Here is a 19,777-nt window from a genome sequence, read left to right on the forward strand (position 1 = left end):
CGCTAGTTGTCGCCCCGCGTTAGTGGTTGCGAAGGGCGTCGATCAGTTCGGATTTGGTCTTGGAGGAATAGCCCTTCAGGCCCAGTTCCTTGGCGCGGGCCTTGAGCTCCGGGACGGTGCGCTCGTCATAGTCCTTCGCGTTGCCGCCCCGGCTCCCGACTTTCTTGCGACCTTCCTTGGCTGCGGCGTTGGAGATGCGGGCAGCCTTTTCCTTCGAAGCACCTTCGTCGCGCAGTTCCTCGTAGAGTTCGGGATCCTTCAGGCTTGGGTTCTTCTTTCCGGGCATTATCTCGCCTCCCTCCACACACCATGCGCGGCCCGGCCATGGTCCGGAACCAGGTGAAGCCCGTGTGAGTGCCGGATTGCGGCCACGTCGCCATGCCCGTGGCTGCGATCGCGAATCAGCCCTGTACCTGCAAGCTCTCTGGTTCGCCAGATCCCCTTGACCGCGGCCTGTTTGCTGGGGAACGTAATGGACATCGCCAGCAGTTCTCCGTCGCCGGCCACCAATGCGACCCTGAAACCGCCGTCGAGTGCGTCAACCAGTTCGAAATACCCTGCCATGTCGTCCGCCTCCTGGTTCATCGATGTTCGCCAACGAATGCAAGGACACTAGTAAGTGTACTTAGTAGCTTGCCCGGCGGACACCCCTGGCAAGGCCCGGTGACGCCACGTACCTTGAGGTTGTTCCCCGACCGGCGGGCCCCCGCCCCGGTCCCGGGCACAAACTGTGCGCGCGAAAGCGCGAAGGCTAGATGACGACCTGTACGGTGAAGCCGCCTTCTTCTTCGCGCCTCGCTCGGGCAGCAGTCGCGACGGCCCCCGGAATGTCATCGAACGTGCGGGAGTGGACGAGCATGCCCGGGATTTCGTCAACGGTCACCGCGATCTTCCCGTCGGTGGCTTCCTTGATCCGTGCGGTGAGGTTCGCCTGGCCGTCTTTCCGAAGAGCTTGGGTCGATGCTTGCCGGCGGAGCGAATAGAAGGGGGTTGATCGGCGTCGGGCGCCCTTCGGACGGTCACATTGGATGATTTCCGCATCCTCAAGGATTGCCAGATGTACGAAGAGGGTGGCCCTGCAGACCTCCACTTCCGTGAGGATGTCCGAGAGCCTGCTGGCACCATGGCGGGCAAGGTAGCTGATGATCTGGGCGTGAAGCCGGGTGTGCCTGGTCCTGGTCGGGGCGGCGGGAGCAGAAGCGGGTGATTCAGGCTCCTGAGTGGTTGTTTGGCCCGGCTTCCGGATGGTTGTTTGTGTCATGGCCGGAACCTTCGCCCCGCGCTCGTCAGGCATGCACCGTGATACCTGTCGGTTGATCTCTTGTTCACTGTTTTCGCTCTCCTTGGTTTCTCCAGCGCACGGCACGTCATTGTGCCTATACGCGGTTTCGGGCATAGCGGATCATCCCGGAACCGTCGCTGTTTCGACGGGCCGGGAAGGACAAACGGGGGTGTTCTATTGGCCGGTTACAGCTCCTGGGGGTCCTTGGCCGTGACTGTCTCGAGGGCGAACTCGACTCCCTGAAGGTGCAGCATCATGGCGAGGGTGGCCTCGTCCGCGGATCCGCGCTCAATTGCGGCGAAAATCGCGTGGTGCTCGGCCCCGGATTCCTTCCTGCGGTCAAGAACCTGGTTCAGGGTGTTGGACTGCTTGGACATCGCGTCTTCAATGTCCGCCTGCATGGTCGCGAAGACGCCGTTTCCGCTGGCCCGGGCGATCCGGGCATGGAACTCCGAGTTGAGCGCTACCCACTGGGACAGCTCTTCTTCCGCGTCCATGGCCTCCAGGATCTCCCGGAGTCCTTCAAGGTCCTCGGGGCTCCTGCGTTGTGCGGCCAGGCCAGCAGCGGGAATCTCAATGTGGGGCCGCGCCTCCATCAGCTGGTGCGCCGAATATTTGCCCAAGCGCAAATCCTGCACCGCCTTGTCGGCGATGACGAATGTCCCTTTGCCGGTCTGGGTTGCCGTCAAACCGAGGGACCCGAGCGACCTTAGTGCCTCGCGGACCATCGTCCGGGACACACCGAACCGTTGCGCCAGCATCGCTTCGGATTCCAGCCTGCTTCCGACGGGGATCTTCCCGCCCTCGATCGCGGAACGCAGGGCCGCCAGGACGCCCTCTGCAGCACCGACCCGCACAAGGGGCCCCTGACCAACTGTCCAGCTGTCCAACAGGTTGTCCATGCTTCGAGCGTGACATGGAGCGCACTCCCCGGTCAAGAACGTTCCGGAGGATGTCACATTCGCGTTTCCTTAAGACCACCGGGCGTTTGCTGTCCGGCGTGCACAGCCTGCCGGACGACTGCCAGGAAGCGGCCGCTGGAATAGAAATGTGGCCAGTTGCAAAGGCAACTGGCCACACGCTACTGGCTATTCGCGAATCATTGTTGGCAGCTCAGGAAGGACCTAGAACTCCCAGTCCTCGTCTTCCGTGTTCACGGCCTTGCCGATCACGTAGGAGGAACCGGAGCCGGAGAAGAAGTCGTGGTTCTCGTCCGCGTTCGGGGACAGGGCCGAGAGGATCGCCGGGTTCACGTCGGTGACGGAAGCCGGGAACATGGCCTCGTAGCCGAGGTTCATGAGCGCCTTGTTGGCGTTGTAGTGCAGGAACTTCTTGACGTCCTCGGCCAGGCCCACGCCGTCGTAGAGATCGTGCGTGTACTGGACTTCGTTTTCGTACAGCTCGAAGAGCAACTCGAAGGTGTAGTCCTTGATTTCCTGGCGCTTCTCCTCGGAGACCTTCTCGAGGCCCTTCTGGAACTTGTAGCCGATGTAGTAGCCGTGCACGGCCTCGTCGCGGATGATGAGGCGGATGAGGTCGGCCGTGTTCGTGAGCTTAGCGCGCGAGGACCAGTACATGGGCAGGTAGAAGCCCGAGTAGAACAGGAAGCTCTCCAGCAGGGTGGAAGCCACCTTCCGCTTCAGCGGGTCGTCGCCCTGGTAGTAGTCCATGACGATCTGCGCCTTCTTCTGCAGGTTCTCGTTCTCGAGTGACCAGCGGAAGGCGTCGTCGATCTCCTTGGTGGAGCACAGGGTGGAGAAGATCGAGGAGTAGCTCTTGGCGTGCACCGACTCCATGAAGGCGATGTTCGTGTAGACGGCTTCTTCATGCGGGGTGAGTGCATCCGGGATCAGCGAGACGGCGCCCACCGTGCCCTGGATGGTGTCCAGCAGCGTCAGGCCCGTGAAGACGCGCATGGTGAGCTGCTGCTCTTCGGGGGTGAGCGTGTGCCAGGACTGGACGTCGTTGGACAGCGGCACCTTCTCCGGCAACCAGAAGTTGTTGACCAGGCGGTTCCACACCTCCACGTCCTTGTCATCCTGGATGCGGTTCCAGTTGATCGCTTCGACGTGGCTGAGCAGCTTGACCTTTTCGGTCATTTCGTCTCCCTAACGTATGTGTTCTTAAAGGTAAGCGTACGACGCCGGGCGCGCGCCCGGCGTCGTACTCTTCAGTTTTGGTTCCCTACGAGAGAGGGGGTCAGAGCATGCAGCTGACGCAACCCTCAACCTCCGTACCTTCCAGCGCGAGCTGGCGGAGGCGGATGTAGTAGAGCGTCTTGATGCCCTTGCGCCAGGCGTAGATCTGGGCCTTGTTGATGTCACGCGTGGTGGCGGTGTCCTTGAAGAACAGCGTCAGGGACAGGCCCTGGTCCACGTGCTGCGTGGCGGCGGCGTAGGTGTCGATGATCTTTTCGTAGCCGATCTCGTACGCGTCCTGGTAGTAGTCCAGGTTGTCGTTGGTGAGGTACGGCGCCGGGTAGTAGACGCGGCCGATCTTGCCTTCCTTGCGGATTTCGATCTTGGCGGCCACCGGATGGATCGACGAGGTGGAGTTGTTGATGTAGCTGATGGAGCCGGTGGGCGGCACGGCCTGCAGGTTCTGGTTGTAGATGCCGTGCTCCATGACGGAGGCCTTCAGCTCGCGCCAGTCATCCTGGGTGGGGATGTGGTGGTTAGCGAACAGCTCGCGGACGCGTTCGGTTTCCGGAGCCCACTCCTGCTCGGTGTACTTGTCGAAGAACTCGCCGCTGGCGTACTTCGAGTCCTCGAACCCGCCGAACTTCTCCCCCGTCTCGATGGCGAGCTTGTTGGAGGCACGCAGGGCGTGGAACAACACCGTATAGAAGTAGATGTTGGTGAAGTCCAGGCCTTCTTCGGAACCGTAGTGGACGTGCTCGCGGGCGAGGTAGCCGTGCAGGTTCATCTGGCCGAGGCCGATTGCGTGGCTCTGGGCGTTGCCCTGGGCGATCGACGGGACCGAGTTGATGTAGGACATATCCGACACCGCGGACAGCGCGCGGATGGACGTCTCGATGGAGGCACCGAAGTCCGGGGAGTCCATGGTCTTGGCGATGTTCATCGAACCCAGGTTGCAGGAGATGTCCTTGCCCACGGTCTCGTAGCTGAGATCCTCGCCGTAGATGGACGGCGTGGAAACCTGCAGGATCTCCGAGCACAGGTTGCTCATGGTGATCTTGCCGGCGATCGGGTTGGCCCGGTTCACGGTGTCCTCGAACATGATGTACGGGTAGCCGGATTCGAACTGGATCTCCGCGAGGGTCTGGAAGAACTCGCGGGCGTTGATCTTGGTCTTCTTGATCCGGGAGTCGTCCACCATCTCGTAGTACTTCTCGGTGACCGAGATGTCGGAGAAGGGCACGCCATAGACGCGTTCGACGTCGTACGGGGAGAACAAGTACATGTCCTCGTTCTTCTTGGCCAGCTCGAAGGTGATGTCCGGGATCACGACGCCGAGCGAGAGGGTCTTGATGCGGATCTTCTCGTCTGCGTTCTCGCGCTTGGTGTCAAGGAAGCGGTAGATGTCCGGGTGGTGGGCGTGCAGGTACACGGCACCTGCACCCTGGCGGGCACCGAGCTGGTTGGCGTAGGAGAAGCTGTCTTCGAGGAGCTTCATCACGGGGATGACGCCGGAGGACTGGTTCTCGATCTGCTTGATCGGCGCGCCGTGCTCACGGATGTTGGTCAGGGACAGCGCCACGCCGCCGCCGCGCTTGGACAGCTGCAGGGCGGAGTTGATGCCGCGGGCGATCGACTCCATGTTGTCTTCGATGCGCAGCAGGAAGCAGGAGACCAGCTCGCCGCGCTGGGCCTTGCCGGCGTTGAGGAAGGTCGGGGTGGCCGGCTGGAAGCGGCCGTCGATGATCTCGTCCACCAGGCGGGTGGCGAGTTCCTCGTTGCCGCGGCCCAGGTGCAGGGCGACCATGCAGACGCGGTCTTCGTAGCGCTCCAGGAACCGCTTGCCGTCGAAGGTCTTCAGCGTGTAGGAGGTGTAGAACTTGAAGGCGCCCAGGAAGGTCTCGAAGCGGAATTTCTTCTTGTAGGCGCGGTTGAACAGCTCACGGATGAAGTTCATCGTGTACTGGTCGAGGGTTTCGCGCTCGTAGTACTGGTTCTTCACCAGGTAGTCGAGCTTCTCCTCCAGGTCGTGGAAGAACACCGTGTTGTTGTTGACGTGCTGCAGGAAGTACTGGTGTGCAGCCTCACGGTCGGCCTCGAACTGGATCCTGCCGTCCGCGCCGTAAAGGTTCAGCATCGCGTTGAGCTCGTGATAGCCCAGGCCCTTGTAGGCCTCGGGAAGCGGCTTCTTGTCCTGGCCGGTTTCCACGGACTGCGTTACTTCTGCTTCTGCGACAGTAGTGTCCAAAACTTGTCCAATCCTTGGCTCACCCGGTCGACGTCTTCCGGGGTTCCCATAAGTTCGAATTTATAGAGGTGCGGAACCTTGCACTTTGCGGCGATGATGTCGCCGGCTGCACAGTAGTTGTCCGCGAAGTTCGTGTTCCCGGCCCCGATGACGCCGCGGATCAGCGCCCTGTTGTGCGGGTTGTTCAGGAACCTGATGACCTGCTTGGGCACCGAGCCTTCGCCGTTGGTGCCGCCGTAAGTCGGCACCACAAGCACATAAGGTTCCAATGCAAGCAGCGGAGCGTCCTTGGCGTAGAGGGGAATCCGGGCCGCGTCCCTGCCCAGTTTCTCGACAAAGCGCCGGGTGTTCTCCGAGGTGGAGGAAAAATAGATGAGGTGACTCCTCGTACTGACGGTTTCACCGTCGGCACGTGCAGATGCTGTTGCCAGCGCTGCCATGGGGGTCACCTCATCTTTGTAAATCTTTGGCGGTGGCCGGTACCGGGGGCTAGATCACCGGAAAGCTAGGCCACCGAAGCGGCCGCGACGGCCAGCTCTTCGATCTTGTCCGGACGGAATCCCGACCAGTGGTCCTGCTCGGTCACCACAACGGGGGCCTGCATGTAGCCGAGGGCCTTCAGGCGTGCCAGCGCCTCGGCATCCTGGGAGATGTCAACGCTCTGGTAGGCGATGCCCTTCTTGTCCAGCGCCCGGTAGGTGGCGTTGCACTGAACACAGGCCGGCTTCGTGTAAACCGTGACGGTCATGATCCCTGTCCCCTCAGTTGGAGTCTTCTTCGTATTCGGCAGGCCCGTGTCGGTTGCTACTGAATCCGATGCCGGCCCGCTTGCTGCAATGGCAGCTGATGCTCTTGTCTGTCTTGTGCTGGTTTCCCGCCCAATCCGTAAATCGATACTACATGTAGTGCAAGCAGCTGGCGCGGACCCCAAGATGATGTATTACAAGTATGTCATTTAACACACCGGTAGTCCACAGGCAGGGGGTCGGAAAATGGCCGGAAATCCGCCAAAAGTGGTAGTTCAATCCACACCCTGTGGATTGGTTAACCACATTTAATTGCCCGCGTGTCGCGGCGCCCCGGCGTGTCGCAGACAGCGGGGGTTGCGCCCTGGAAGCCGGCCTCAAGGAAGGCGGAGGACCCGGCTACACTGGCTGGGCACGGAAATCCGCCTGCCCCAGCCGAAGGATCACTGATGGTCAACCTCCTCCACCTGCGCACGCTCCTCGAAGTGACGCGGCTTGGATCCTTCGCCGCCGCGGCCACGCGGCTGGGTTACACGGCGTCGGCGGTCTCCCAGCAGATGGCGGCCCTGGAACGGGACACCGGCGTCGAACTCTTCCACCGCTCCGCCCGCAGCGTGGTGCCCACAGAGGCCGCATTCACCATGGTCCGGCACGCTTCGAAGGTGCTCACCGACGTCGAGGCCCTGCTGGCGGCAGCCTCCCGCAGCCAAGACTCCCCCACCCAGGAACTCAGGCTCGGCATCTTCCCCAGCCTGGCCACGTACGTGCTGCCGGACATCCTGCGGAATCCGCGCTGGAACGACCTCGGCATCGAGCTGCGGGTATCCGTGGCCGAGCCAGCCCAGACCATCCAGGGCCTGCGCACCGGCGGGGACCTCGACGTCGCGCTCGTCTACCAGGTGGGCCAATCCGGACTGGCCTGGCCGCACACCCTGGACCGGCAGTGGATCGGCGACGACGACTTCCGGGTGGTCCTGCCCGCCTCCTGGGGAATCCGGGAGGATGCGGAAATGCAGGCCGCCCAGCTGTCGGACATGCCGTGGATCATCCACCATCCGGGCACCAGCGACGCCCTCGTGATCGAGCGGCTTTTCGCCAGTTGCAACCTGCACCCGCGGGTCGTGGCCTACAGCGACGACTTCCACGCCAGCCTCGAAATGGCGGCAGCGGGCCTGGGTGCCGCGCTGGTACCGGAACTGGCGCTGCGGCATCGGCCGGCCGGCGTCGTCGTCCTGGACGTGCCGGACATCCGGCTGGCCCGGAACGTCTTCGCCCTGCTCATCAACGAAAAGCGCACCGCGCAGGTGCAGCTCTTCACCGAACTGCTGGCTGACACGCTGCGCGGCACGTCCCCGGCTCCCCCCGCAAAGGCGCAGCCCAGGGCCCGGCGCGCGGCGGCAAAGTCACAGTCCGAGCGCCGTCCGTGAATTCACCCGGGATGCTGGAACCGGCTGGTTCTTGGGTCTAGATTGTTGGCATGAGCAAGGTAGCGAGCAAACATTTCGGGGAGATTGAGCTCAACCACGGGCGTGAACATTGCTACGTGGCCTCGCACGAGCTCGCGGGAACTCCCCTGGAACTTGACCTGAATGTAGGTGCGCACGATCACTTCGACGAGCGCGCCCTGCACAAGGTGGACTACCGTCTGGGCTATCTTTCCGAACTGGTCGAGCAGGTCCGCGACATGATCGCGGGCGAACTCGAACAGGAGGGCACCAACTCGCAGCAGTTCCTGCACTTCCATTCCACGCAGCTCAAGGAGGAGCAGCTGGAAGCCGTGTTCGGCGTCCGGGACAAGGACGAACTAACCCACGACGTTTTCCTCAAGGCGCTCAAGCTCGGGCACGTAGCGATCTACCCCGGGCAGCCCGAGCGCTATTTCGTCCTCGACTTCACCCTCGGCTCCCACTTCACGGACGAAGTCCTGGTGGCGGCCGCCGATGAGGACGGAGTGGTGGACGACGAGATCCTCTGGGAATCCTGAGGATCCGCTAAACAACGACGGCGGCCGCCCACCTTCCGGTGGGCGGCCGCCGTTCGCTCGCTACTGGAGCCGGTCTACTTGGCTACTTGGCCGTTTCCAGCAGTTCCGCGCGGACAGCCTTGGTTGCCTTGACCAGGTTGCGCAGGGACTCTTCGGTCTCGGCGTAACCGCGGGTCTTCAGGCCGCAGTCCGGGTTGACCCAGAGCTGGCGGGACGGGACGTGCTTGACGGCGGTGGAGAGCAGTTCGGTGACCTCAGCCTCGCCCGGGACACGCGGCGAGTGGATGTCGTAGACACCCGGACCGACGCCGCGGCCGAAGCCGTGGGACTCGAGGTCGTGGACGACCTCCATGCGGGAACGGGCGGCTTCGATGGAGGTCACGTCGGCGTCGAGGCCGTCGATCGCGTCGATGATCACACCGAACTCGGAGTAGCAGAGGTGGGTGTGGATCTGGGTGGCGTCCTCGGCCCCGGCGGTGGCCAGGCGGAAGGAATCCACGGACCACTTCAGGTAGTCGGCGTGGTCGGCCTTGCGCAGCGGCAGCAGCTCGCGGAGGGCGGGCTCGTCCACCTGGATGACCTTGATACCGGCGGCTTCGAGGTCTGCGATCTCGTCGCGCAGGGCCAGGCCCACCTGGTTGGCGGTCTCACCCAAGGGCTGGTCGTCGCGGACGAAGGACCAGGCCAGGATGGTGACCGGGCCGGTCAGCATGCCCTTCATCGGCTTCTCGGTGAGGGACTGGGCGTACTCGGCCCAGGCCACCGTGATCGGGGCCGAACGGGTGACGTCGCCCCAGAGGATGGACGGACGGGTGCAGCGGGAGCCGTAGGACTGGACCCAGCCGTGGACCGTGACGTCGAAGCCTTCGAGGTTCTCGGCGAAGTACTGGACCATGTCGTTGCGCTCGGGCCCGCCGTGCACCAGGACGTCGTAGCCGAGCTCTTCCTGCAGCTCGACGACGCGCTTGATCTCGTCCTTCATGAGCTGCTCGTACTGCTCGTTGGTCAGGTCTCCCTTGATGTTGCGGGCACGTGCCGAGCGGATCTCGGACGTCTGCGGGAAGGAACCGATGGTGGTGGTGGGCAGCGGCGGCAGCTGCAGCGCCTTCTCCTGGGCCTCTTCGCGGACAGAGTACTCGGAGCGGCTGAAGTCGGCGGCGGTCAGGGCCGCGGTGCGGGCCCGGACGTCCTCGCGGCGGACGCCTTCGGCGACGGCGCGGGAAGCGATGACAGCAGAAGCTTCGTCGATTGCGGCCTTCGCGGAAGCCGGGTCCGCCAGGTAGCCGGCGAGGGTCTTGACCTCAATGGCCTTCTGGTCGGCGAAGGCCAGCCAGCTGCGCAGCTCTGCGGACAGCTTGGCCTCTTCCTCGACGTCGTGCGGGACGTGCCGGGTGGAGGTGGAGGTGCTGACGGCGAGCTTGCCGGCGGCGGCCTTCAATTCGTCCAGCTTCGCTACGGAAGCGGCGAGGTCGTTGCGCCAGATGTTGTGGCCGTCCACGACGCCGGCAACCAGGGTCTTGTTGCCAAGGGCCGCCAGGGCGGCTGCGGATGGAACCGCACCCTTGAAGACGTCGATGTGCAGGGCGTCGACGGCGGTGCCGGCAATGGCGCCGAGCTGGCCGTCGAGGGAGCCGTACGGGGTGGAAACGAACAGCTGCGGACGGGCGGCGGCACCGGCCAGGACCTCGTAGGCACGGGCAACGGCAGCTTCGATTTCGGTGGCCGGGGTCTCCTGGTCGACAACCAGGGCGGGCTCGTCCAGCTGGACCCAGCTTGCGCCGGCTGCTGCGAGCTTTTCGAGCAGCTGCACGTACACCGGCAGGACATCCTCGAAGCGGGAGAGCGGAGCGAAGCCGGCGGGAGCGTCGTCCGAAGCCTTGGACAGCAGCAGGTAGGTTACCGGGCCGACGATGTACGGGCGGGTTTCGATGCCGTTGGCCAGCGCGAACTCGAATTCCTCGACGATGCGGTTGGAGGCGAGGGTGAACTCGGTCTCCGGGCCGATTTCCGGAACCAGGTAGTGGTAGTTGGTGTCGAACCACTTGGTCATTTCCAGCGGCTGCTGTTCCTTGTTGCCGCGTGCCAGGGTGAAGTAGCCGTCGATGTCCAGCTGGCCCTCGGTGTTGAGGAGCTTGCCGAAGCGGGCCGGGACAGCACCCAGGTGGGCGGTGGCGTCCAGGACCTGGTCGTAGAAGGAGAAGGTGCCCGGCACGGCGGCGGCTTCGTTGAGGCCCAGTTCCTGCAGGCGCTTGGCCGTGGTCAACTGGATGTCCTTCGCAGCGGCATCCAGGGCTGCGGCGTCGATCTTGCCTGCCCAGTAGGCTTCGACGGCCTTCTTGAGTTCGCGGCGGCGGCCGATGCGCGGGTAGCCGAGCAGGGACGCGGACGGGAAGGGGGTGAGGTTGTCTTCAGGCATGGTTTTCATCAAATATGTGAAGTGCGGACCCTCGGCGGGATCCATCAGCCCATAGCGGGCCAAAAATCAGATGACGCTGCCGGCCGGCTGCTCAGCCGACCAGTTCCTGGCGGCGGGCGATGGCGTTGAGCCGGCTGGCCGGTCGTGCGGGGCGGGGCAGGGCCAGCTTGTCCAGCACGTCCAGCGCGCAGGTGTGCTCGTTGAAGGTGTACAGATGGATTCCGGGGGCTCCTGCATCAAGCGCTGCATTGGCCAGGTCCACCGTGGCGCTGACGCCGATCCGGCGCCGTTCGGCGTCGGTGTCCGCGGCGGCGAGCCTGTCGATCAGTTCCGGGGCGGGTTCGACGCCGGTGAGCTCACCGAGCCGCTTGAGGCGGCGCAGGCTGGTCAGGGGCATGACGCCCGGAATGATCGGGATGGTGACGCCGGCACGGCGGGCCCGGGACAGCAGGTCGGTGTACTGATCGGCGTGGAAGAACACCTGGGTGATGGCGAAGTCTGCACCGGAGCGCTGCTTGGCCAGCAGTACCTCAATGTCGTGTGCTTCGCTCGGGGATTCCGGGTGCCGGGTGGGATACGCGGCCACGCCCACGGCGATCTTGCCGGCGCAGAGCAGGGCCGAGCGGCGCTGTTCGACGCGGCGGATCAGCTCGATGAGGTCCTGGGCGTAGCGAAAGGACCCGTCCACGGGTTTGCCGCCGTCCTTCGGCAGGTCGCCGCGCAGGGCCAGGATGCCGCGCACACCGTGGTCGAGCAGGTCGCCGATGATTTCGGCCAGCTCTTCCGGAGTGTTGCCCACGCAGGTCAGGTGGGCCAGCGGACGGAGCGTGGTTTCGAGGAGGAGCCGGTTGATCAGCTCAATGGCGGTGTCATGGTTCGAGCCGCTGGCGCCATAGGTGACCGACACGTAGTCCGGGTCGGTGGCTTCAAGTTCGCCGATAGTGGTCCAGAGCGATTCCGCGGCCGCCGGGGAACGGGGCGGGAAAAGTTCATAGGACAGGGCGAGCGGTGCCGAGGTGGCGAGGTTGGGATGTGTGTCGATCAGGCTTGGTGGCGACATTTGCGTCCTTGGCTGTGAGTCAGCGGACCGCACCGCCCCAAAGGGCTACCCTGGACAGGGCTTGCCTTGGATTCGGCAGGAGGTCCGTGAATTTAGTTTGGGGATACACGGGCACGGACTTCAGCAGGACGCAGCCGCGACTGTTACGCCTGGAATGAAGCCGACCGTGTGCAAATGTCAGGCCCACATGGGGGCACCCACACCCTCCTGAGGAGGATCGCTGACACGTTACCGCGGTAGCTTGTGTACGACTCTAGGCCCGTGGCCGGGGGCCCACAAATCTCCGGCCGAATTAAGACGCAGTTTTACGGCCGTTTTGCCCGGCCTGGTGAATATTGTTCGATGCCACCCTCACCAGGGCCGCTCGGCCGTCACGCCAGGATCCGGGTTCCGCAGGTATTCGCCGCGCTGCTCGCTTTCCAGCCGCTCTCGCCGGGCCTTCCGCGCCGACTCTTCGAGCTGTTGCAGTTGCTCGTGCGCCGCGGAATCCGCCGCCTGCCTTTCTCCGGCGTCCTCGCCTTTGCCTCCGCTTTCCCCGGCCTTGGCTTCCAGGCGTTCCCGGGTTTCGGATAAACGGTCGCCCTCGCCCTCGGCGTTGCCCGGTCCGCCTGCATGGAAACAACCTTGCGGCGCATCCTTGATGACGGACTGCCCGTCCCGGTACAGCGCCCTGGCCGCCACATCGTCCCCGGCCCCGCGGCGGCCGTCGCCGAGCCTTTCGATGCTGAGCACCAGGTTGACCCGGATCCGGCAGCCCTCGGCTTCCGGTGCACCGCGGAGCGCTGTTTCGAACGATGTCCGAGCCGCCGCGAAGTCGCCGCGGAGCACGTGCGCGTCCCCCTTGGCGAAGTCCGCCTTGTAGGGCTCGATGAAGTTGGCGGTTCCGAGCCAGTCCGCGGCTGCTGCCAGGGCGGGTGCGTCCTTGTCTGTGAAGGCGCCTTCCGCGGCCGCCCCGACGGGCGCCAGGGAGAGCAGCTTGGCGGCCGCGGCGAGCACGACGGCGGCGGGCAACGCCGCCCACAGCAGGCGGCTCCGCCGGGCTCCGGCGCCTCCGCGGGCCTTTTCTGCAGAGCTCATGGCCGTTGTCCCGGGAGGCGTTTCAGGGCGACGGCGTGCCGCGCCGGCTCGGGCAGGGCGGCCGCGAAGGCCAGGAGCGCGAAGATCCAGTACAGTTCGGTGCGCCCCTCGCCGTCCTCGTCAGTGGTGGTGTTGAGGGTCCCCGGACGGGCCTTGCCCAGTGCCGCGCCGATTGCGTCCCCGGCGTCGCGGTGCACGTACGGGACGCCGAGTCCGTCCGCGATCCGGCGGAGCTGCCCCTCATCGATGCGTGACAGCGCATCCCGCCGGCCGCCGTCGGTGTTCTCCTCCAGGTACGCGCCGTCTCCGGCAACGTCCCTCATCCGGCCGCCCTCTCTGCTGCCGTAACCCAGCACCGCTCCCCCGGCCACAAGCCCGGGTTCGATGCCCAGCTCCGCGGCACCCTGCTTGGGGCTGGTGTTCTCGCCGTCGCCCAGGTAGAACACCACGGTGGGTCGGCCCGGATGCCGGACCTTGGCTGCCGTGAGCCGTTCCTCCAGCAGGGGGCCGGCGATGGTGACACTGCTCCCCTGGGCGTACAACGCTGCCTGGGGCTGCAGAACCTCCACCGCGGCGGCCAAGGCGTCGGCATCCTGGGTGAGCGGCATGCGCACCCCGGCGGCGCCGTCAAAGGTGATGAGGGCGAACTTCGCGCCGGCGAGCTCACGGGCGATCGCTGTGATGTCATTCCGGACGCCCTCCAGCCGGGGAGCGGCATTGCCGTAGTCTTCCGCGGCCATGCTGGTGCTGCTGTCCACCACGAAGAAGACATCGAGTTCAGCGGTTGCGGCACGGGCATCCCCGCCGGGCCAGCCGGGGCGCAGCGCGGCCGCCAGGAGCAGCAGCAGCGCGGTCGAACGCAACACGGCGAACCGTACCGGCCGGCCTCCGCGCTTGCGGTGCAAGGCCATCGCGGCGGGAACGACGACGGCGAGCGCAGCTGCCGCGATAAGCCACCAAGGGAGCACCGGCGCGAAAGTGAGGGTCATGGGATTCACGGTTCCAGCCGCCATCCCGCATAGAGGAGCACGCCACCGGCCAGCAGCGCGGCCAGGAGCGCGGGCTCCGGCCGGTCCGACACGATGAGCTGCGGGGCGCCTTGCTGCGCCGTGGCTTCGCTTTCCTGGACCTTCTGCACGATTCCGGGGACGGCGTCCGGGCTGTCCGGGGCGAAGTAGCTGCCGCCGCTCGCCTCGGCCGCCGCCCTGAGCCGGGCGCCGGGCTGGTTGCTGTCCTCCCCGTAGTCGAGGTCGCCGGGATTGAGGGCGTGGATCCTGATTCCCCTGGGTTTGGCGAGCTGGGCCGCCTGTTCCAGCGTGAAGATCGGCACCCCGGAAACGTAGTTGTCCGTGGCGAGGATGACGTTGCGGGAGCGGCCTGCATCCTGACTGTTCTCGGAGCCGGGGAAGCTGCGGATACAGCTGGCCAGCCCGTCGCCGACCAGCGAGGATCCTCTGCCTCCCCAGGTACCGCTGAAGAAGGAGTCCCCGCCGACGTCGAAGGCCTTGCGGGCGGCGGCAAGTTCCCCCGCGATGTAGTCGTAGTCGTCGCTCAGGGGGAAGAGCTGCACAGCGCGGCTGTCGAACATGACCATGCCGATGCGTTCGCCGTCGAACTCCCTGGCGAACCTTTCGAACACTCCTGTGATGGCGGCGTCGGTGCCGGCCATGGAGCCGGAGACGTCCAGGCAGAGGATGATGTCCCGGTTGCGCAGTTCGGGCCGGGTGGTGCTCCGCTCGGCCGGGCGGGCTGCGGCGAGCGCTGTTGCCGCCAGGAGCAGGAGGCCTGAGACGAGGGCGGCCGCGAGCCAGCGGCGGTGGCGTCGCAGGGCGCGCCGGTATTCCGGAAGCGCGGTGAGCCGCTCGCTGTGGGCAACGGGCCGCACATACTTGCCCCGGGCGCGCCTTCCAGCCAGGTACAGGGCAAGGGCCAGCGCGGCGGCCGCGATCGGCAGGATCCACCAGAAGCTCAGCTCCATGTCCGCACCGCCTGGCGGGCAAGCTCGGCGGACCGTTCCACGGCGGCCGGGCGGGCAGCGGCGAACTCGGCGGGGTACATCCCGGCGACGCCCGCGGCGACCGGGCCGAAGCCGTGGGCGTGGAGTTCCTCCAGGGTCATGTGCGTGGCCCGGATCCCGCGCACCTCCCCCGCGAAGCCCCGGAGCAGCAGGCTGAGCCGCTGGTGTGCTTCCCGTTGCGGGAGCCGGCCGGTACCGGCGTCGGCGACGACGGCGTCGATGGCCGCCAGGTAGCGTGCCCGGAGGGCCGGGAGCTCCGACGGCGGTCCGGCCGACCGGGCTGCCCGGTGGCCTTTCCGGGCCGGGCGGAACAGCCACGCCAAGGTTGCGGCGAGCAGCACGAGCAGCAGGATGCCCAGCCACATCCACTGCGTGCCGTACTGGAGCGGGGCATAGAAGCCGGAGTCATCCTGCATGCCGTTGCCCCTTGGAGTTGTGCCTTCCGCGGGACCTATGGCGCTCCAGCAGGGCGAAGAGTTCCGGCAGTACCTCCGTGCTGCCGCCCGCCCTGCCTTCTGCGATCCCGAGCCGGCGGAAGAGCTCCTGCCTGCGGTGTTCGCGCTCGTGGCCGGCCCGCAGGTACGCGGCGCGCACTACGGGATCGGCGGCCACGGCCGCCGGGATGCCCGAACCGTCCGCAACTTCGAAGGCCCCGGCGTCCGACGCGCGTGCCAGCTCGGCGTCGCGGACGGTGAACCAGAGGACTTCATGGCGGGCCTGGAGGCGGCGGAGCAGCCCTTCCGTGGCGGCGTCTGGCAGGAGCTCATCAGCGACCACCACCAGCAGCATCCGGCGCGGGAAGGTGCACAGCACGTGCTCAAGCTGCCGCGCGATGCCGCTCGGGCCGCCGTCGAGCACTGTGCTGCGGTCCACCTCCTGCAGGAGCCGCTCAAGGTGGTCTTCGCCGCTGCGCGGCGGGATGGTCCGTGATTGCGCGCCGTTGCCATGCACGAGACCGACGACGTCGCCGTGACGGTGCGCGAGGTAGCCCAGGACGCCGAGGGCCTGGACGGCGATGTCGCGCTTGTATTCCCCCGAGGCGGCGAGCGCGGCCATGTTCCGTCCCGTGTCCGTCACCAGCAGCACGGTCTGCCGCCGGACGGCGACGTAACGCTTCACGAGGGGCGCACCGTGCCGGGCGGTCGCTTTCCAGTCGATGTCGCGGACTTCGTCCCCCGGTGTGTAGGCACGGAGTTCGTCGAAATCCAGGCTCCGGCCCTTGAAGACGGAGCCGTACTCGCCGTCCAGCAGGCCGAGGGCCGACCGGCGCGCAAAGATGAACGTCTTTGATTGCACTTGCTTGAGCAGGCTCGCCATGGGGCGCCCTCAGGGGGTCTGTACCGAGGCGAGCACGGCGTCGATGACCGCCTCCACCCGGATGTTTTCCACGACGGCGTCAAAGCCCAGCACGACGCGGTGGCGCAGCACGCGGTGGGCGAGGTTCTTGGCGTCCTCGGGGATCACGTGGTCCCGCCCGTTGAGCAGTGCCAGGGCGCGGGCCGCCTGGCTGAAGGCGATGCTGGCGCGCGGGCTGGCGCCGAATTCCACGAGGGAAGCCAGGCGCGGTTCCAGATACTGGGCGGCATTGCGGGTCACGTACGCGATCCCGACGATGTAGCGCACGATCGCGGGATCGATGTAGATCCTGCGCACCAGTTCCTGTACCTCGATCACGGCATCAAGGGACACCGCGGCCGGCAGCTTCTGTGCCGGGCTGTAGACTCCGGCGTCGATCCTGCGGATGATTTCCGCTTCCTCTGCCGGATCCGGGTAATCGAGCACGTCCTTAAGCATGAAGCGGTCCATCTGGGCCTCGGGGAGGCGGTAGGTGCCTTCCTGCTCGATCGGGTTCTGGGTGGCCAGCACCAGGAACGGCGACGGCAGCGGGTGGCTTTGCCCGCCGATGGAGGTCTGGCGTTCCTGCATGGCTTCGAGCATGGCGCTCTGGGTCTTGGCGCTGGAGCGGTTGATTTCGTCGAGCAGCACGACGTTGGCGTGCACCGGGCCAAGCTGCGTGACGAAAGTGCCCTTGGCGGCGTCGTAGATCTGGGTGCCGGCGATGTCGCTCGGGAGCAGGTCCGGGGTGCACTGGATGCGGCGGAAGTCGGCGCTGACGGATTCCGCGACGGCCTGCGCCGCGGTGGTCTTCGCCAGCCCGGGCACGCTTTCCAACAGGACGTGTCCGCCGGTCAACAGGGCGATCAGGAGGGTTTCCCGCAGCCTGGCCTGGCCTACCACCTTGGCTTCGAAACTCCGCGAAATGGCGGCGACGAGCTGCTGTGCCCGGGCCATCTCGTTCCCCTGAATGCTGACAGTGGCGGTGTTCTGAAGCACCTGTGGTCCCCTCCGCTGGATTGCCCGTCCGGATTGGCGTCCTCCGGTCCGGCTCTCCCGGCACCGGACGGGCAGGAAACCGGCCCTAACAGCCAAGCCGTTCACCTCTGATGCGGCAATGGGGAGCCCTCCCCATGCGGGGGCCGCAGGGCTATCCTTTAGCCATGATTGAGCTCCCAGATAGTTACCAGGCGTACCTTGAAGGCAAGAGCGAGCGGGTCGTCCAGACCATCCGCCCGATCCTGATGCAATCAGCCGCGGACAGGCTCCACGGCGTCCGGATCTCCTACAACCCCGGACCCACCGGCCACCAGGCCCACCTCGACGAGAACATCCCCTACGGAACCATCGTGGAGGACATCGACTGAAACCCGGCGGCACTGCCGCCACTAGCGCCTCGTGCGGTCTCACGCCACGGTGGTCCATCGCCCCGGACTTCCGTGATGGCAACGCCCTTCCCGGGCCTTGGCGCCGGACAAAGATGTCCGGAACAGCGGGCCAAAGGAGTGCGCGATGAGACCTGGACGGATCCTGGCGGCGGCAGCGGCCGGCGTCGTACTGCTATTCGGAAGCGTGCCCCTGCCTGCGCCGCAGGCGCTGCCCAGCCGGACCGGAAACGTCCAGGCGGGCGCCCTGCAGGCGGTGCTTCCCGCAGTGCCCGGCCAGTTGCACGTGACCGCCGCCGGGGACTATTCCACCTCCAGCGCCGCCGCAGGCGTGCTCTCCCGGATCGGCACGGTCCGGCCGGACCTGCATTTCGCCTTGGGCGATCTCTCCTACACCGCGGGCCTCCCCGAGCAGGACTGGTGCGACTTCGTCACCGCACGCACCGGGGCCGGTTTCCCCTTCGAACTGGTCTCCGGCAACCATGAGAGCAACGGGCAGAACGGCTACATCAACAACTTCTCCGCCTGCCTGCCGAACCAGCTTCCCGGTGTAGTGGGCACCTATGGCCGCCAGTACTACGTGGACGTCCCCCAACAGGACCCGCTGGCCCGCTTCATCGTCATCTCCCCCGGCATCCCCTTCGAGGCCGGCAACCTCAACTATGCGCCCGGAAGCAGCAACTACACGTGGACGTCCAACGCCATCGATTCCGCCCGGGCCTCCGGGATTCCCTGGGTCGTGGTGGGCATGCACACGCCCTGCTTGTCCGTGGGCCAGTATCCCTGCGCCTCCGGGGAAGGAATCGCCAACCTCCTGCTCAGCAAGAAGGTGGACCTGGTCCTTAACGGACATGAGCACCTGTACCAGCGCAGCAAGCAGCTCGCGACAGCGGCCGGCTGCACGGGGATCACCACCGATGTCTACAACCCGGCCTGCGTGCGCGATGCCGACAACTCACTGGCCAAGGGCGCGGGCACGGTCTTCGCCACCGTGGGCACCGGCGGCGTGGCCCTGCGCGACGTCAACGCAGCCGATCCGGAAGCCCCGTACTTCGCCGCCTGGTCCGGCCTGAACTCGAGCCCCAGCCACGGCCTGCTCGACCTGCAGTTCAGCGCCACCACCCTCACAGCCGGCTTCCTCGCCACGGACGGAAGCTTCACGGACTCCTTCAGCATCGCCCCGGCAGGGAACAACACGCCGCCGCAGGCATCCTTCACCAGCAGTTGCACCGGACTCAGCTGCACCTTCGACGGCGCTGCCTCCCAGGATCCCGACGGCACCATCGCGGGCTACCTGTGGGACTTCGGCGACGGCACCTCGTCCACCGCCCAGCCCGCCTCCAAGAGCTACGCATCGGCCGGAAGCAGGACGGTGAGCCTCACGGTTACCGACAATGACGGCGCGACGGCGGTCACCAGCCAGGTCGTCACCGTCACCGCTCCGGGGGTCCTCGCGGCCGACGCCTTCGGCCGGACCGCCAGCAACAGCCTCGGCACTGCCGACACCGGCGGTGCCTGGTCGACAACGGGAAGCACCGCGAACTACTCCGTCTCCGCAGGCACGGGACGCCTGCGCCTGCCCGCCGCGGGGAACAGCAACTACGCCTACCTGCCTGCCGTGTCCTCCGCCGCGACCGACCTCTATCTGGAAGCCGCCAGCGACAAGCCCGCCAGCGGTTCCGGGCTGTACCTTTCCGCAATCGGCCGCCGGATCGCCGGGGCCGGGGAATACCGCTGCAAGGTGACAGTCTCCGCGTCCGGAGCAGTGAGCCTCTCCCTGGTCCGCACCAGCTCGACCGGCGCGGAGACCACCATCCAGGCCGCGGTTGCCGTGGCGGGCGTGAACTACGCCGTGGGCGACAAGCTTTCCGTGCGGCTCCAGGTTACCGGCACGGGAACCACCACCGTCCGGGCGCGGGTCTGGGAAACCGGCACGCCGGAACCTGCAGCGTGGCAGCGCAGCGCCACGGATACGTCGGCGGCGCTCCAGGGACCGGGCGCCGTCGGCTTCACAAGCTACCTCTCCGGGTCCGCCACCAACGCCCCCGTGACGGTGCTGCTGGACAACCTCCTGGCCACCGTTCCGTAA

20 protein-coding genes are annotated in these 19,777 nt (G+C 66.0%); 4 read left to right on the forward strand and 16 right to left on the reverse strand.

From position 1 onward, the window contains the following. Positions 1-19 precede the first annotated feature (19 nt). The 8 genes from ACN9M4_RS11285 to nrdH form a co-directional block, all read right to left on the reverse strand. Complete coding sequence (locus tag ACN9M4_RS11285) at positions 20-286, reverse strand: DUF7218 family protein (protein ID WP_426297918.1); 267 nt, start codon at positions 284-286, stop codon at positions 20-22. Then, positions 286-585, reverse strand: coding sequence for a YegP family protein (locus ACN9M4_RS11290; RefSeq protein WP_426297920.1), 300 nt, complete (start codon positions 583-585; stop codon positions 286-288). Before ACN9M4_RS11290 ends, ACN9M4_RS11285 begins: the two co-directional genes overlap by 1 nt. A gap of 166 nt (positions 586-751) precedes the next feature. Then, on the reverse strand, positions 752-1,261 hold the full coding sequence (locus tag ACN9M4_RS11295) for a hypothetical protein (RefSeq protein ID WP_426297922.1): 510 nt from the start codon (positions 1,259-1,261) through the stop codon (positions 752-754). A gap of 206 nt (positions 1,262-1,467) precedes the next feature. After that, entirely contained in the window at positions 1,468-2,184 is a 717-nt protein-coding gene (locus tag ACN9M4_RS11300) for a FadR/GntR family transcriptional regulator (protein ID WP_426297924.1), read from the reverse strand. Positions 2,185-2,406: 222 nt separating this feature from the next. Further along, positions 2,407-3,381: a class 1b ribonucleoside-diphosphate reductase subunit beta gene (gene nrdF / locus ACN9M4_RS11305; RefSeq protein ID WP_074590806.1), complete on the reverse strand. Its 975-nt coding sequence runs from the start codon at positions 3,379-3,381 to the stop codon at positions 2,407-2,409. A gap of 100 nt (positions 3,382-3,481) precedes the next feature. Beyond that, complete coding sequence (gene nrdE / locus ACN9M4_RS11310; RefSeq protein ID WP_426303454.1) at positions 3,482-5,557, reverse strand: class 1b ribonucleoside-diphosphate reductase subunit alpha; 2,076 nt, start codon at positions 5,555-5,557, stop codon at positions 3,482-3,484. 80 nt (positions 5,558-5,637) lie between these two features. After that, the gene (gene nrdI, locus ACN9M4_RS11315) at positions 5,638-6,108 is read right to left on the reverse strand and encodes a class Ib ribonucleoside-diphosphate reductase assembly flavoprotein NrdI (protein WP_426303455.1); all 471 of its coding nucleotides are present in this window, start codon (positions 6,106-6,108) and stop codon (positions 5,638-5,640) included. 65 nt (positions 6,109-6,173) lie between these two features. After that, on the reverse strand, positions 6,174-6,416 hold the full coding sequence (nrdH, locus tag ACN9M4_RS11320; RefSeq protein WP_426297926.1) for a glutaredoxin-like protein NrdH: 243 nt from the start codon (positions 6,414-6,416) through the stop codon (positions 6,174-6,176). Between the two features lie 447 nt (positions 6,417-6,863). On the opposite strand from nrdH, the gene ACN9M4_RS11325 reads away from it, so the two are divergent. Both ACN9M4_RS11325 and ACN9M4_RS11330 read left to right on the forward strand, forming a co-directional pair. After that, the gene (locus tag ACN9M4_RS11325) at positions 6,864-7,841 is read left to right on the forward strand and encodes a LysR family transcriptional regulator (protein WP_426297928.1); all 978 of its coding nucleotides are present in this window, start codon (positions 6,864-6,866) and stop codon (positions 7,839-7,841) included. A gap of 50 nt (positions 7,842-7,891) precedes the next feature. Further along, positions 7,892-8,398 (forward strand): DUF2004 domain-containing protein, encoded by a 507-nt coding sequence (locus ACN9M4_RS11330; protein ID WP_426297930.1) that lies wholly within the window; start codon positions 7,892-7,894, stop codon positions 8,396-8,398. Positions 8,399-8,480: 82 nt separating this feature from the next. On the opposite strand, the gene metE is transcribed toward ACN9M4_RS11330, so the two are convergent. From metE to ACN9M4_RS11370, 8 genes are all read right to left on the reverse strand, one after another. Further along, a complete protein-coding gene (gene metE, locus ACN9M4_RS11335) occupies positions 8,481-10,814 on the reverse strand; it encodes a 5-methyltetrahydropteroyltriglutamate--homocysteine S-methyltransferase (protein ID WP_426297932.1) in 2,334 nt (777 codons plus the stop codon). Positions 10,815-10,905: 91 nt separating this feature from the next. Beyond that, a complete protein-coding gene (locus ACN9M4_RS11340; RefSeq protein ID WP_426297934.1) occupies positions 10,906-11,874 on the reverse strand; it encodes a methylenetetrahydrofolate reductase in 969 nt (322 codons plus the stop codon). A 351-nt stretch (positions 11,875-12,225) separates the two neighbouring features. Beyond that, positions 12,226-12,951 carry a hypothetical protein gene (locus ACN9M4_RS11345; protein WP_426297936.1) on the reverse strand — a complete coding sequence of 242 codons (726 nt, stop codon included), beginning with the start codon at positions 12,949-12,951 and terminating at the stop codon, positions 12,226-12,228. Next, the gene (locus ACN9M4_RS11350; RefSeq protein ID WP_426297938.1) at positions 12,948-13,940 is read right to left on the reverse strand and encodes a vWA domain-containing protein; all 993 of its coding nucleotides are present in this window, start codon (positions 13,938-13,940) and stop codon (positions 12,948-12,950) included. Before ACN9M4_RS11350 ends, ACN9M4_RS11345 begins: the two co-directional genes overlap by 4 nt. Before the next feature lie 5 nt (positions 13,941-13,945). Beyond that, the gene (locus ACN9M4_RS11355; protein WP_426297940.1) at positions 13,946-14,929 is read right to left on the reverse strand and encodes a vWA domain-containing protein; all 984 of its coding nucleotides are present in this window, start codon (positions 14,927-14,929) and stop codon (positions 13,946-13,948) included. Continuing rightward, positions 14,920-15,384 carry a hypothetical protein gene (locus tag ACN9M4_RS11360; RefSeq protein WP_426297942.1) on the reverse strand — a complete coding sequence of 155 codons (465 nt, stop codon included), beginning with the start codon at positions 15,382-15,384 and terminating at the stop codon, positions 14,920-14,922. Before ACN9M4_RS11360 ends, ACN9M4_RS11355 begins: the two co-directional genes overlap by 10 nt. After that, the gene (locus ACN9M4_RS11365) at positions 15,374-16,285 is read right to left on the reverse strand and encodes a DUF58 domain-containing protein (protein ID WP_426297944.1); all 912 of its coding nucleotides are present in this window, start codon (positions 16,283-16,285) and stop codon (positions 15,374-15,376) included. The genes ACN9M4_RS11360 and ACN9M4_RS11365 overlap by 11 nt, the downstream gene beginning before the upstream one ends. 9 nt (positions 16,286-16,294) lie before the next feature. Next, positions 16,295-17,302, reverse strand: a complete 1,008-nt coding sequence (locus tag ACN9M4_RS11370) for an AAA family ATPase (RefSeq protein ID WP_426297946.1) — start codon at positions 17,300-17,302, stop codon at positions 16,295-16,297. A gap of 164 nt (positions 17,303-17,466) precedes the next feature. Here ACN9M4_RS11370 and ACN9M4_RS11375 point away from each other — a divergent pair, with 164 nt between their 5' ends. Both ACN9M4_RS11375 and ACN9M4_RS11380 read left to right on the forward strand, forming a co-directional pair. Continuing rightward, entirely contained in the window at positions 17,467-17,670 is a 204-nt protein-coding gene (locus ACN9M4_RS11375; protein WP_426297948.1) for a hypothetical protein, read from the forward strand. Positions 17,671-17,815: 145 nt separating this feature from the next. Continuing rightward, the gene (locus tag ACN9M4_RS11380) at positions 17,816-19,777 is read left to right on the forward strand and encodes a PKD domain-containing protein (protein ID WP_426297950.1); all 1,962 of its coding nucleotides are present in this window, start codon (positions 17,816-17,818) and stop codon (positions 19,775-19,777) included.

Origin of the sequence: Arthrobacter sp. R-11 (assembly GCF_049913155.1) — a bacterium.
Classification (GTDB): Bacteria; Actinomycetota; Actinomycetes; order Actinomycetales; family Micrococcaceae; genus Arthrobacter.